A 12,210-nucleotide genomic window follows, 5' to 3' on the forward strand; every position below is an offset into this window, starting at 1 on the left:
GGTGAACGTCGATGCCACGTGCGCGAGCCTCGATCTGCTTGTCGTGGGCATCTTTGAGGACATGCCCACGAACCGCGCTTGCGGCGGCGCGCACAAGGTTGATGAGCTGCCGGGAGGAACGCTGGCACTCTGCGCGCCGGCGGCGTCTTCAATGGCAAAGTCGGTGAGACGCTGACTTTGACGAAGACGCCGCTTCTCTTGCATGCGCGCGCCATTCTTCTGACGAGTCTGGGTTCCGGACCAGAGGTCTGTCGAGACCATAGCGAGGCCCTGGGTGAGGCGGCTGTCCGTCACGCGATGCGGCTCGAAGCGAGTTCGGTTGCATCCTTGTTGGGCCGATTTGAGCGATAGCCCGCAACGCACACGATTGCGGATCCGGTGCAGGGAATGGTGCTAGTCGCCCTTCAAGCCGTGGATCAGGCTGAAAAGCGAGGAGTTGCGCTGGATTGGTACTTCGATGCTCGCCCAGCTGATGTCAGGCAAATGGCGGCCAACCTGCGTAGAGATTCGAACGCGTCGGCGTAACGAATTGAGGCTTTGCGATTCGTCCGCTAGAAGCGCAACCATGATGGCCATGGCGGTTTCCGAGGCGCGCGGCGAACGAAAAGAGTGGATCTCCATTCTGCTGGTCGATGACCATGTCCTTCTCCGAGAAGGCGTGCGCGCAGTTGTTGAAACGCAAGACGACATCAAGATCGTCGGCGAGGCAGGGAGTGGCGAGGAGGCCCTGGCCGAATATCGACGCCTGCAGCCCGACATCGTCCTGATGGACCTGCAAATGGGGCAGATGTCCGGGCTCGAGGCGATCAAGGCAATCCGCGCAGAGGCGCCTGATGCCAAGATCCTCGTGCTGACCACCTATTCCGGCGACGGCAGGGCGATGAAGGCTTTGCAACTCGGTGCCGCCGGCTATCTCCTGAAAGCGAGCCTGCGCAAGGAACTGCTCGATGCGATCCGATCCGTACGCCTTGGGGGAAAGCATCTCGACGCATCGATCGCGTCGGCAATCGCCATGCATGTGCTCGATGAGCCGCTCACCGAGCGGGAGGTTTCAGTCCTGTCGCTTGCGGCGTGGGGCAACAGCAACAAGCAGATAGCCTCCCGGCTCGGCATCGGGGAGGAGACAGTCAAAGGTCATATGAGGCAGATCTTCGCGAAACTGGGTGCATCTGACAGGACGCACGCCGTCACGATCGCGGCAAAGCGCGGCTTGATCGATCTGTAGAGGACGGCGGCGTTCGCGCCCCGGCCGGTCGGCTCGAAAATCGGCGTTCCGGTGCGGTCGCCTGCTCCGTCGATGAATCCGCCGAAGCCCGAGGGTGGGGCGAACGCAGTCGGGGCAGGGGGCTCTCGCCACCCTGCCCAGAGCTAACGAGGCCGAAATTCAGGCCTTTGCCAGTGCCTTGCGCGCGATGCTTGCGGCAAAGAACGGCGTTTCGCGGCGATTATGGTCGCCACCGGCCGACTGACGTGCCGCAGCTGCGTCTTCATAGGCGATGCCGTGCTCCTTGATGAAGTCCATGAAGGCATCGGTCGGGTGCGCCGTCACGCTGTTCGAATAGCGCGTGCGGCCATCCTCGATTCCCTCGGCGCGAAGCTCCCAGATCACATTGACCTGCGTGCGGCCGGCCGCGGTGAACACGTCAGAGATCGAGTTCATTCGGCAATAGGTGGGGGTCATTTCCTCGGCGACATAATGCTGCACGACGAGGCCGGTGCCGATCATCTCGACGTTGATCATCATCTGCTGTCCGTCGTCCGACTTGGTGAGACCGCACGAGACGTGGTCCGGAACGCAGCAGCGTTGATACTCGGCCTCCGATACGGTGAGCAGCCAGTCGGCAATATCGATCTTCCCGATCGGGGCATCGACTTCGGCTGAATAGGTCGATTCCGATAGAATGGTGTCCTTGAGAACCTTCATCGCCTTTTCCTTCATACGGGAAGAAATTGCTTCGGTTGCTTCCGAAAAACGAGGGTATGACCGATCCGATGACAGGCTCCGGCAAAAGCCGGCTCGATCAAATGGGTCGCTGGTTCTGAGCCTCGAAATCGCCGTCAGTCTAGGCGGTGGGCGGAGGCCGGAAATCACACCTAGGTTTGCGCGGACCCGTATCAAATGAGCCGCCGGGATGCTTTCCCGGCTAGACCACTGTGAGATATCGGGGGCGGGGCCGGGCGATCATACTTTGTTATGCCTGTCTCAGGACCTGAGGGCTCCGTACCCCTTCACCATCTCAAATCGGTTCATCGCCTCGACCATGTCTGGCGTCCCCTCATGGGCAAATCGCCGGTCGAGACTATCGTCAAGGAGATCGTGTTATGGCCAATCGCGTGGAATCGGACAGCCTGGGAAAGGTGGAAGTCCCCGCTGATCGTCTTTGGGGTGCGCAGACGCAGCGCTCTTTGGAGCATTTCTCCATCGGTCAAGACCTGATGCCGCGAGAGATGATCCACGCCTATGCGGTGCTCAAACGTTGCGTTGCTGTGGTCAATTATGGCGGCGGTCGGCTCGGGCAGAAGCAGCACGACCTCATCGCCGCGGTCTGCGACGAGATCCTTGGTGGCAAACATCAGGACATGTTCCAGCTTCACGTCTGGATGACAGGCAGTGGGACGCAGTTCAACATGAACGTGAACGAGGTGATCTCGAACCGCTGCTGTCAGCTCGCGGGAACCGAACTGGGCTCGAAAAGCCCGGTTCATCCCAATGACCATGTGAACATGTCGCAATCGTCGAACGACAGCTTCCCGTCCGCGATGTATATCGCGGCTGCCGTTGGCGTGACCGACCGCCTCATCCCCGCCGTGACGGCGCTTCGGGACGCGATTGACGCCAAGTCCAAGGAGTGGAGCGGCATCGTCAAAATCGGCCGCACCCACATGCAGGATGCGACCCCGCTCACTCTCGGTCAGGAATGGTCCGGGTACGTCGGACTACTGAGCGATAACCTTGAGCGCGTCCAGGATGCGCTGAAGGGCGTCTATCACCTCGCGCTGGGTGGCACGGCGGTCGGGACAGGCATCAATGCTGCACCCGGATTTGCCGAGGCTGCTGCCGCAGAGATCGCGCGCTTCACGTCCATCCCGTTTGTCAGCGCGCCGAACAAGTTCACGGTCCAGGGCTCGCATGACGCGCTGGTCCATCTTTCGGGCGCGCTCCGTACGGTCGCGACATCGCTCTACAAGATCGCCAATGATATCCGCATCCTGTCCTGTGGACCTCGCGCCGGCTTCCATGAACTGCTCATCCCGGAAAACGAGCCCGGCTCGTCGATCATGCCCGGCAAGGTCAATCCGACCCAGGCGGAGGCTCTCGCGATGCTGGCCGTGCAGGTGATGGCGAATGACGTCGCCGTGGGGTTCGGTGGCGCCAGCGGCTATCTGGAAATGAATGTCTACAAGCCCTTAATCATTCAGAACATCGCACAGTCCATCACATTGATCACCGATGGGTGCACCAATTTCCGAAAATTCCTCGTTGAGGGCACGAAGCCTAACCTGAAGAAAATTGGCGAATATGTCGAACAGTCGCTGATGCTTGTGACGGCGCTGGCACCGGTCATCGGCTACGACAAGGCCTCCCAGATCGCCCATCACGCGATGGACCATGACCAGACGCTGAAGCAAGCGGCGCTCGAGCTGGGCTTCGTATCGGAGGAGGAATTCGAGCGCGTTGTCGATCCCGCGAAGATGACCAAGCCCTATGTGGCCGCTGGCTAAGGCCCGCTGTCAAATTCGCTCGAAGCGAGCATAGCGACACGGGCCTGGGCTCAATGCCGCATCCGGTGTCGCCGATGCATCATCGCCAGTGACGCGCGCCCCGGAACTGTGACCGAAATTTGGTTGAGTTCGACGCAAGGATTCGGACGGACATGAAGCGCAGCAGGTCCAACGTAGAGCAGATCATCGGGATATTGAAGGAGCAGGAAGCGGGATGGCGACGACGGAGGTATGCCGCCGCCATGGCATCAGCACTGCCACGCTCTACACATGGAAGCCGAAGTATGGCGGCTTGGAGGTTTCCGAGGCTCGACGCCTGCGAACGCTTGAGGAAGAGAATGCCCGGCTGAAAAACACGTTGGCCAAGGCGATCCTCGACAACGCGGTGCTGAAGGATCTGCCGCAAAGAATGGTGACGTCCAGCGCGAGGCGGGAAGGCGCCGCCCGTGCCTGTGAGCATCATGTGCTAAGCGAGCGTCGGGCATGCCAACTGGTTGGCGTGAGCCGCAGAGTCGTTCGGGATCGTTCCAAGACGCCGGCTCGGCCCGTCTGGGCTACCTGCTGACGCGCAAGGGGATGTCGCCCCGCCACGGGAAACTGCTGCGCATGTATCGAGAGGAAGCGAGATAGCGGCTCTTGGACGAAGCAGACAAGCTGCAGAGGCGATTGGACATGATCTGCCTCGACGGGATCGAGGGAAGGATCACCGCGGAACGATATGACCGCATCATCGCTCCCTGGCGCGAAGAGCGGGCACAGGGGTTTTTCCGCCACTCTTCCGAAACACAAGCGCCGTGCCCTCGGCTTGGCTCTATCGAACTGCACGTGGGTTAAAAGATCACTGATTGCCGAATTCCGCCAACCATTTGAGATGTTGAGGAGTTTTGCACGTCGGGCGCCCAGCCATGAAATCTCGAATTTGGCCGATTCTGCCGAATTCCGAGATTTGGTGACCCCTACGGGAATCGAACCCGTGTTTCAGCCGTGAGAGGGCCGCGTCCTGACCGCTAGACGAAGGGGCCGATGTTGGTCGGGCGGGCGATGAAAAAGCACCATGCCGCGCCTGATCGGGCGGAAGCTAGTGGTGACCCCTACGGGAATCGAACCCGTGTTTCAGCCGTGAAAGGGCCGCGTCCTGACCGCTAGACGAAGGGGCCACTGGGCTAGCGCCGCTGGGCAGGACCGCGCCTCTACGGGGGTGAGGCCGGTCCGTCAAGCGCCGATTTCATCATTTTCCTCAGTCGGCGAATGCCGCATCCTCGACGTGCAATTCGGCGGCGGGGCGGCTACCCCAGTCATCGGTCCGCGCGCGCCCGGCAAGCCAGAGCTGGCGGCCCCTGACGCCATGCAGCAGCGTCTGCCCCAGCTCGCTGGCGGCGGCGCGGAAGGCGATGGCCTTGAACGACCGGCCATCGGCCCCGCTTGCCACCATGCGGACGTGATCGGTGCCGACGAGGTCGCACTTGACCAGCCGCACCGGCCCCACGGCGATGCGCGGCCCCGGCCAGCCCACACCGTAAGGCCCGCCGGCTTCGAGCGTGGTGACGAGATCGGGCGTCAGTCCGCCGGGGTTGAGCGACAGGTCCAGCAGCAGTGATTGCGAGGCGCGCGCCGAAGCGACATCGCGCGCCAGCCGTTCGTCCAGCCAGTCGGCCAGCCGGGGCAGGGCCGCCGGGTCGATAGTGAGGCCGCAGGCCATGGCATGCCCGCCGCCCGCGACCAGCAGCCCGTTCTCGCGCGCGGCGATGATCGCAGCGCCCAGGTCCACACCCGCAATCGAACGGCCCGATCCCTTGCCGTTGCCGGCGTCGTCGGCGTCGAGCGCGATGACCAGCGTGGGCTTGCCGGTCTTTTCCTTGATGCGGCCGGCCACGATTCCGATCACGCCGGGGTGCCAGCCTTCGCCGGCAAGGACATTGACCGCGCGGTTGTGCTGGCCATCGACCTGCATCTCGGCCGCTTCCTGCACCGCCTGTTCGATGGCCCGCCGTTCGTCGTTGAGCATCGACAACCGCGTCGCGATGTCGCGCGCCTCGTCGGCATCGTTGGTGGTGAGGAGCCGCACGCCGAGCGAGGAATCGCCGATGCGCCCCGCCGCGTTGATGCGTGGGCCGAGCGCGAAGCCGAGATCGCTGCAGGTGGGCGCGCGATTGAGACGGCTGGCGTCGATCAGCGCGGCCAGGCCCGTGTTCTCGCGCCTGGCCATGACCTTGAGACCCTGCGCCACCAGCGCGCGGTTGAGCCCCTTCAGCTGCGCCACGTCGGCCACGGTGCCCAGCGCGACCAGATCGAGCAGGCGCATCAGGTCCGGCGCCGGGCGGCTCTCGAAATAGCCGCGCGCGCGCAGCGTGCGGACCGTGGCGACCGCCAGCAGGAACGCGACGCCGACGGCGGCAAGATGGCCGTGCAGGGCGGCCTCGTCGCTCTCGTCCAGCCGGTTCGGATTGACCAGCGCGGCGGTGATTGGAAGCTCGGGCGGACATTTGTGGTGATCGACCACGATCACGTCCACGCCTTCGGCATGGGCGGCGGCCAGCGCTTCGTGCGCCATCGCCCCGCAATCGACCGTCACGATCAGCGAGGACCCTTCGCGCGCCAACCGGACCAGCGCCTCGCCCGATGGGCCATAGCCTTCGAGCAGGCGATCCGGGATATAGGCGCGCGCCTCCACGCCAAGGTCGCGCAGCAGGCGGATCAGCAGCGCGGCGCTGGTGGCGCCATCGACGTCGTAATCGCCATAGACGGTGATCGCCTCGCGCGCGGTGACGGCGGAGGCCAGCCTTTCCGCCGCCGCGTCCATGTCGCGGAACAGCGAGGGGTCGGGCATGAAATCGCGCAGGGTGGGGCGGCGGTGGCGCTCCAGATCCTCGCGCGCGACGCCGCGCGACAGGAGAAGCTGGTTGACGAGATCGTCGGCCAGGCTGCCGTGCCAGCCGCCAAGGTCCATGTTGCCGCCGCGCCAGCGCCAAGCGAGGCCGGAGAAGGAATGGGTGACAGCGGAAATCGGGATCATGATCCGGATGCGCTAGCCTATTGCCAAACGACCGCAAAGCGGTTGACTGTAATCAATGGCGGACAATGCCTTGAGTCACATAATCCGGCGCAAAAGAACGCCATGATGGTCGCACTGGATCACACGCGGGTTGCCGGCTTTTCCCGGTTCTCGCCCTGCCACCATAGATGACCACGACGGATGACCACGGGGGATGACATGGGCAATCTGATGACGACGAAGCGGATGCTGGCCTGCTGCGGCCTGTTGCTGATCGCCGGTGGCGGCGTGCTGACCGCGCAGAACGCGGCCGCCCCGGTCGCGCGCTACGAGATGCGCGCCGGCACTATATCCGGCATGGCGGGGATGCGCGGCGGTGGCATGGGCGCCGCGCTGGGCATGGCCTTTGGCGGCGGCGGTGGCGCGCAGCACGAACTGTGGCTGGAACTCGGCTCCAGCCGCACCGCGCCCGATGGCAAGCCCAAGGCGGACCATTTCATGCCGGCCGGCGCGCGGCTGGGCAAGTCGGTGGCGCTGAAGACGCCGGAGCGCACGCCAACCGCGCCGGGCGAGACGCATTTCGAGCGGCCCACCGGACGGATGCTGATCTTCTGGGGCTGCGGGGAACACGCGCCCAAGGGGCAGCCGGTCATTATCGATTTCGCCAAGGTCGCGGCGGGGCAGATGCCGCCGGGCCTGTGGTCCAGCGCGGTGCCGCTCGATCGCTATGTCACGCCGGCCAACAGCCGCACCTATGGCCAGTGGCCGTCGGATGATGGCAAGTCGGCCCGGCCCGACAGCTCGCTGATCGGCGCGCATCGTATCGCTGGCAATTACGCGCCCGACATCAACTTCACGCTGACCAAGGATTTCATGGGAGCCTTGCAGGGATCGTCGGCCACGCAGCCGAGCGGTGCCACGCTGCTGCGCTGGAACGCCTTGCCCGGCGCGACCGGTTATCACGCCTCGATCATCGGGGGGAAGCAGGGCGGGCGTGGCAGCAACCAGCCGGTGGATATCGTGTGGTGGTCGTCCAGCGCGACGCGCGAGTTCGGTGGCGGTCTGGCGGACTGGCTGGCGCCGGCCACCGTCGCGCGGCTGGTCGCCAACCGCACCGTGCTGTCGCCACAGACGACGACCTGCACCGTGCCGGCCGAGGTCAAGCAGGCCGCGCCCGACTATATGTTCGGTTCGATCTACGCTTATGGTCCGGAGGAGGACTTCGCCTATCCGCCGCGTCCCGCCGATCCCAAAATCGCGTGGAAGCCGGAATGGACCGCGCGTATTCGCCACCGTTCGATGACGGGATTCCTTGTCGGCATGGAAGGCCTTGGCGCGGCGAACGGGGCGCAGCCGCAGCGCGAATGCCCAACCAAGCCGAAGAAGCGTGGCCTTGGCGGGCTGGGTGGGCTGATCGGCGGCGCGCTGGGCGCACCCACGGGCGGTCAGGACGGCTGCTGACCGCGGATGCTGGCGATCGTATGGCATAGCAGGACCGGCGCGGCGCAGGCGCTGGCACAGGCCGCCTGCGATGGTGCCGCGCGCGGCGGGCCGGTTCGCATGGTTGCCGCTGTTGATGCCGGGCCGGAATTGCTGCTCAACGCCGACGGCTATCTGTTCTGTTGCCCGGAGAACCTCGGGGCGATGACCGGGGCCATGAAGGAGTTCTTCGATTGCGCCTACTACCCGTTGCTGGGGCGGATCGAGGGGCGGCCATATGCGACGATCATTTCCGCCGGATCGGACGGGGAAGGCGCGCTGAGGCAGATCGACCGGATCGCCACCGGCTGGCGGTTGCGCCGCGTGGCCGATCCTTTCACTGTCCTGCTCGATGCGCAGACGCCGGAATGCATCCAGGCGACGAAGACCGTGCCGCCGGAACACCTCGAAGCGGCCGGGGCGCTGGGAGAAGCGCTGTCGCGGGGGCTGGAGATGGGGATATTCTGAAGGCCGCCCGCCATGCCGGGACGTTGTTCAAGTCGGTCCAAAGTCGGGATGGACCCGCCGTGGTGCGGTGATACCATCGGTTTGGTGCAGGGTGTGCGGGAGAGCAGGCATTGACGGGTGAGCGAACGAAGGGCCAAAGCCGGCTTGCCGCGCTGCTGTTCGACCCGGAAGCACGGCCCGACGCGGGGCAGATCGCGGATCTCTCGGCACTGCACGGGCGTTTTTCCGTTTCCAACTGGTCCGATGAGCATGCCGGCATCGTGGAACTGCTGCACGAGGGGCTGACCTTCGACATGGGGCATTTGTGCCCAGCCCAGGCGCTCCACATTGACGGGTTGGCGCATCGGGTGGAACTGCCGCAAGGCCTTGACGTGGATGCACTGTGCGCCGTCGATCTGCTGCCGGCGCCGCACCTCGCGGGTGCTGGCAGGTTGTTGCCCGTGCTTCGGGTACTGGCGGACCTGCTCATCGATCTGACCGCCCTGCCGGGATTGCGGGCCGTGGCGTGGTGTCCCGCCCGCACGGTCATGTCGCCGGCATGGTTCACCGAGGCTTGTGGCGCGTGGCTTGCGGGTGGACCGTTCCCGGCGCTGGCGTTGACGGCGCTCTTCCGGGGACGGGATGGCGGCATCGCCAGCGAGGGGCTGGCGTTCCTGACAGGGCAGGAGTTCGCGTTGCGTCCGCGACCTGGCGTTTCGCCCGATCAGGATGCGCGCGTGGCGGTGCGGCTTACGGACTGGCTGGTCGCGCACGGGCGCGTGGACGCGCCTTGCGATGCCTTGCTGCCCGGTGGTGGCGCGGTGCGCATCGAGCCTGACGACAACGATACGCTTCTGGTCCGGTGCCGCTGACGCGTCCAGGATTGCCGTTCCGTCTGGTCAACGCACCGGGGCGTCCCGGCTATGCGCCTGGCCTTCAGCGCCATCATCTTCTGCCCCGCCAGTTGCTGGGGCAGCGATCGTTGGAGGGCATGATCCGGTATCTGGGAGCAGACAGGTTGGGCTTTGAGGATTTCCGCCGCAACGGCTTGCTATTGCCTGCGACGGAACGCGCCGCGCGCAGGATTGGCCTTCCGCTCCATCGGGGGCCGCATCGGCGCTATAACGAGGTGGTGGTCGATCGGGCTGGCCAGATCGAGTTGCATTGGCGCAAGGTGCGTGCCCGCAAAGGCGACCGGGCGGATATCGAGGCGCTCATGCGTTTCGACCTGTTGCAGCGCGCATTGCGTCGCCGTCTGCTCGAACCGGCGCGATGGCGCGGGCCACCGCTCAATCGCCGCGATCCCGCGCTGGATTTCAGCCACCTCGACAGGATGGCGGATTTCCTGTGGAGCGGGACCGCTGCGTGAAGGTCACGACAGGAACGGCGCGGTGTTCGCGGCCAGTGCGCCGACCGCGGCCTTGTATTGTTGTTCCAGCCTGGCGACGCGCTCGGCCACGGACTCGATGGCATCGACCGCGCCAATGCCCTGGCCCGAACCCCAGATATCCTTCCATGCCTTGGCGTCCGTGTTCCCACCCGAACCGAAGTTCATCTTCGACGGGTCGCTGACGGGGAGGTTGTCGGGGTCGAGACCGGCGTTCTGGATCGAACTGCGCAGATAGTTGCCGTGCACGCCGGTAAACAGGTTGGAATAGACGATATCGCCGGCTGAACTGTCGACGATGGCCTGCTTGTAGGCATCGATCGCGCGGGCTTCGTGCGTGGCGATCCAGGCCGACCCGATATAGGCGAAGTCGGCACCCAGCGCCTGCGCGGCCAGCACCGAATTGCCGTGGGCAATCGCGCCCGACAGCGCAATCAGGCCATCGAACCAGGAGCGGATTTCGCGCACCAGCGCAAAGGGAGACTGCGCGCCGGCATGTCCGCCAGCGCCGGCCGCCACCGGGATCAGCCCGTCGGCGCCCTTTTCGATCGCCTTGCGCGCGAACATGTCGTTGATGACGTCATGCAGCACTATGCCGCCCCAGCGGTGCGCCGCCTGATAGACGTCCTCGCGCGCGCCGAGCGAGGTGATGAGCATCGGCACCTGCCACTTTTCGCACAGCGCCATGTCTTCATCGAGCCGGTTGTTGGTGCGGTGGACGATCTGGTTGACCGCGAACGGCGCGGCCGGACGATCGGGATGGGCGCGGTTGTGCGCGGCCAGTTCCTCGGTGATCTGGTGCAGCCATTCGTCAAGCTGGCTGATCGGCCGGGCGTTGAGCGAGGGGAAGCTGCCGACGACGCCGGCCTTGCACTGCGCGATGACCAGTTCCGGCCCGGAAATGATGAACAGGGGCGAAGCAATGACAGGCAGGCGCAGGTTCTGGAACAGGGCGGGCAACGGCATGGATCAGCTCTCTCGCAATGCGTTTAATCGATCGATTAAGGTCTGCATATGCAGTCGCGCGCGCCAAGTCAAAGGTTCGCGCGGGTGCGGCGCTCAGCCGGTCGGCAGGACGTCTTCGATCCCGTAAACCCGCGCGGCGGTTTCGGCAAAGAGCGCGCGCTTTTCCGCCGCCGAAGCGCCGGCGGACAGGCGCTTGAACGCGTTCCAGAGGGTCACGTAGTCAGCGCCCCATTTGTCGACCGGGAAGTTGCTTTCGAACATGGCGCGGTGCGGCCCGAACGCATCAATGCAGGTTTCGATATAGGGCCGCCACATCGCCGCGAGCGCGATCGAGGAAAAGCCCTTGGCCGGTCCTTCCTCGGGCATGCCGCAGAAGGCCATGGCAAGGCCGCCGAGCTTGATGGACACGTTGGGGCATTCGGCCAGCGTGCGAATGGCCGAGCGCCAGGCATCGAACCGGTCCGGCAGCTTGCCGCGATAGCTGGCGATGTTCAGCGGCGTGCCGCAGTGATCAAGCACGATGGTGGTATCGGGAAAGGCGCGCGCCAGATCGATCACGTCCTGCAATTGCGGTTCCAGCACCCAGGCATCGAACGTCAGCCCCATCGGGGCGAGGTGGCGGAAACCGGCGCGGAAGGCATCGCTGGCGAGCAGGCCGGGCGGGGCGTGGAACGGCGGCCCGAGTACGTCGGGATCGGCATCCCAGGCGCCCTGGTGGCGGATGCCGCGGAAGCGGCCGTTGCCGGCGGCCTTCAGCGCTTCGAGCACCGGTTGCGCCGCATCGCCCAGCGTCAGGTCGGCGTGGCCGATGATCGCCGCGCAGGCGCGCAGATCGCCGTAGATGCCGCTGGCGCTTTGCGCGGCGACGCCGTTGACGAATTCCACTTCGCCCACCGGACGCATATCGGCGCTGGCCCCCGCGCGATAGAACGCGCCGCATTCCATATAAACGGTGCCGACCACGCGGTGCCCGCTCTGTGCATCGGCGCGCAGATGATCGAACACGTATAGCGGGGAAAGCGCCGCCGCCTGAATGAACGGGTGATGCGGTTCCGGAAAGGCGGCCAGAAGCGGCGACAGATCCCACAGATGATGGTGCGGGTCGATGATCGGAAGATCAGGTTCCAGAATCGCTTCAGGCATGTCGGCTCCCAAATACACGGCCTCTTGCGGGCCTGCACCGAACTATGGAGCAGGCCACACAAGAAGCAAGTGT

General features: G+C 64.9%; 12 protein-coding genes, 2 tRNA genes and 1 pseudogene. 8 read left to right on the top strand and 7 right to left on the bottom strand.

All coding sequences use genetic code 11. The annotated features are described in order from the left end of the window. Positions 1 to 177 precede the first annotated feature (177 nt). Positions 178 to 351: a hypothetical protein gene (locus FA702_RS23555; RefSeq protein ID WP_168196098.1), complete on the top strand. Its 174-nt coding sequence runs from the start codon at positions 178 to 180 to the stop codon at positions 349 to 351. Between the two features lie 42 nt (positions 352 to 393). Here FA702_RS23555 and FA702_RS17015 read toward each other — a convergent pair whose 3' ends face one another. Further along, positions 394 to 576, bottom strand: coding sequence for a hypothetical protein (locus FA702_RS17015; protein ID WP_136957062.1), 183 nt, complete (start codon positions 574 to 576; stop codon positions 394 to 396). On the opposite strand from FA702_RS17015, the gene FA702_RS17020 reads away from it, so the two are divergent. Then, a complete protein-coding gene (locus FA702_RS17020; protein WP_136957063.1) occupies positions 566 to 1,225 on the top strand; it encodes a response regulator transcription factor in 660 nt (219 codons plus the stop codon). The genes FA702_RS17015 and FA702_RS17020 overlap by 11 nt on opposite strands. 159 nt (positions 1,226 to 1,384) lie before the next feature. On the opposite strand, the gene FA702_RS17025 is transcribed toward FA702_RS17020, so the two are convergent. Continuing rightward, the gene (locus FA702_RS17025) at positions 1,385 to 1,924 is read right to left on the bottom strand and encodes a hypothetical protein (RefSeq protein WP_136957064.1); all 540 of its coding nucleotides are present in this window, start codon (positions 1,922 to 1,924) and stop codon (positions 1,385 to 1,387) included. Between the two features lie 398 nt (positions 1,925 to 2,322). On the opposite strand from FA702_RS17025, the gene fumC reads away from it, so the two are divergent. Both fumC and FA702_RS17035 read left to right on the top strand, forming a co-directional pair. Then, on the top strand, positions 2,323 to 3,723 hold the full coding sequence (fumC, locus tag FA702_RS17030) for a class II fumarate hydratase (RefSeq protein ID WP_136957065.1): 1,401 nt from the start codon (positions 2,323 to 2,325) through the stop codon (positions 3,721 to 3,723). 152 nt (positions 3,724 to 3,875) lie between these two features. Further along, positions 3,876 to 4,344 (top strand): annotated as a pseudogene (locus FA702_RS17035) (transposase); the annotation flags it as partial. Between the two features lie 326 nt (positions 4,345 to 4,670). Here FA702_RS17035 and FA702_RS17040 read toward each other — a convergent pair. The 3 genes from FA702_RS17040 to recJ form a co-directional block, all read right to left on the bottom strand. Then, positions 4,671 to 4,745 (bottom strand) — tRNA-Glu (locus FA702_RS17040). Between the two features lie 60 nt (positions 4,746 to 4,805). Next, positions 4,806 to 4,880 (bottom strand) — tRNA-Glu (locus FA702_RS17045). 80 nt (positions 4,881 to 4,960) lie between these two features. Further along, complete coding sequence (gene recJ, locus FA702_RS17050; protein ID WP_136957067.1) at positions 4,961 to 6,736, bottom strand: single-stranded-DNA-specific exonuclease RecJ; 1,776 nt, start codon at positions 6,734 to 6,736, stop codon at positions 4,961 to 4,963. Between the two features lie 180 nt (positions 6,737 to 6,916). On the opposite strand from recJ, the gene FA702_RS17055 reads away from it, so the two are divergent. From FA702_RS17055 to FA702_RS17070, 4 genes are all read left to right on the top strand, one after another. Next, positions 6,917 to 8,176 carry a hypothetical protein gene (locus tag FA702_RS17055; RefSeq protein WP_255504633.1) on the top strand — a complete coding sequence of 420 codons (1,260 nt, stop codon included), beginning with the start codon at positions 6,917 to 6,919 and terminating at the stop codon, positions 8,174 to 8,176. 6 nt (positions 8,177 to 8,182) lie between these two features. After that, positions 8,183 to 8,662 (top strand): flavodoxin family protein, encoded by a 480-nt coding sequence (locus FA702_RS17060; RefSeq protein WP_136957068.1) that lies wholly within the window; start codon positions 8,183 to 8,185, stop codon positions 8,660 to 8,662. 110 nt (positions 8,663 to 8,772) lie between these two features. Next, positions 8,773 to 9,513, top strand: a complete 741-nt coding sequence (locus tag FA702_RS17065) for a hypothetical protein (RefSeq protein WP_136957069.1) — start codon at positions 8,773 to 8,775, stop codon at positions 9,511 to 9,513. 80 nt (positions 9,514 to 9,593) lie between these two features. Then, complete coding sequence (locus tag FA702_RS17070) at positions 9,594 to 10,010, top strand: AHH domain-containing protein (RefSeq protein WP_255504827.1); 417 nt, start codon at positions 9,594 to 9,596, stop codon at positions 10,008 to 10,010. 3 nt (positions 10,011 to 10,013) lie between these two features. On the opposite strand, the gene FA702_RS17075 is transcribed toward FA702_RS17070, so the two are convergent. Continuing rightward, entirely contained in the window at positions 10,014 to 10,994 is a 981-nt protein-coding gene (locus FA702_RS17075) for a nitronate monooxygenase family protein (RefSeq protein WP_136957070.1), read from the bottom strand. Between the two features lie 93 nt (positions 10,995 to 11,087). Further along, positions 11,088 to 12,137 (bottom strand): amidohydrolase, encoded by a 1,050-nt coding sequence (locus FA702_RS17080; RefSeq protein ID WP_136957071.1) that lies wholly within the window; start codon positions 12,135 to 12,137, stop codon positions 11,088 to 11,090. Between the last annotated feature and the right edge of the window lie 73 nt (positions 12,138 to 12,210).

The sequence above is a fragment of the Novosphingobium sp. EMRT-2 genome, from assembly GCF_005145025.1.
Lineage (GTDB): Bacteria > Pseudomonadota > Alphaproteobacteria > Sphingomonadales > Sphingomonadaceae > Novosphingobium.

Coding starts and splice junctions, on each gene's coding strand:
- FA702_RS17020 (WP_136957063.1), top strand. CDS start 566: ATGATGGCCATGGCGGTTTCCGAGGCGCGCGGCGAACGAAAAGAGTGG.
- FA702_RS17015 (WP_136957062.1), bottom strand. CDS start 576: ATGGCCATCATGGTTGCGCTTCTAGCGGACGAATCGCAAAGCCTCAAT.
- FA702_RS17025 (WP_136957064.1), bottom strand. CDS start 1,924: ATGAAGGTTCTCAAGGACACCATTCTATCGGAATCGACCTATTCAGCC.
- fumC (WP_136957065.1), top strand. CDS start 2,323: ATGGCCAATCGCGTGGAATCGGACAGCCTGGGAAAGGTGGAAGTCCCC.
- recJ (WP_136957067.1), bottom strand. CDS start 6,736: ATGATCCCGATTTCCGCTGTCACCCATTCCTTCTCCGGCCTCGCTTGG.
- FA702_RS17055 (WP_255504633.1), top strand. CDS start 6,917: ATGACCACGGGGGATGACATGGGCAATCTGATGACGACGAAGCGGATG.
- FA702_RS17060 (WP_136957068.1), top strand. CDS start 8,183: ATGCTGGCGATCGTATGGCATAGCAGGACCGGCGCGGCGCAGGCGCTG.
- FA702_RS17075 (WP_136957070.1), bottom strand. CDS start 10,994: ATGCCGTTGCCCGCCCTGTTCCAGAACCTGCGCCTGCCTGTCATTGCT.
- FA702_RS17080 (WP_136957071.1), bottom strand. CDS start 12,137: ATGCCTGAAGCGATTCTGGAACCTGATCTTCCGATCATCGACCCGCAC.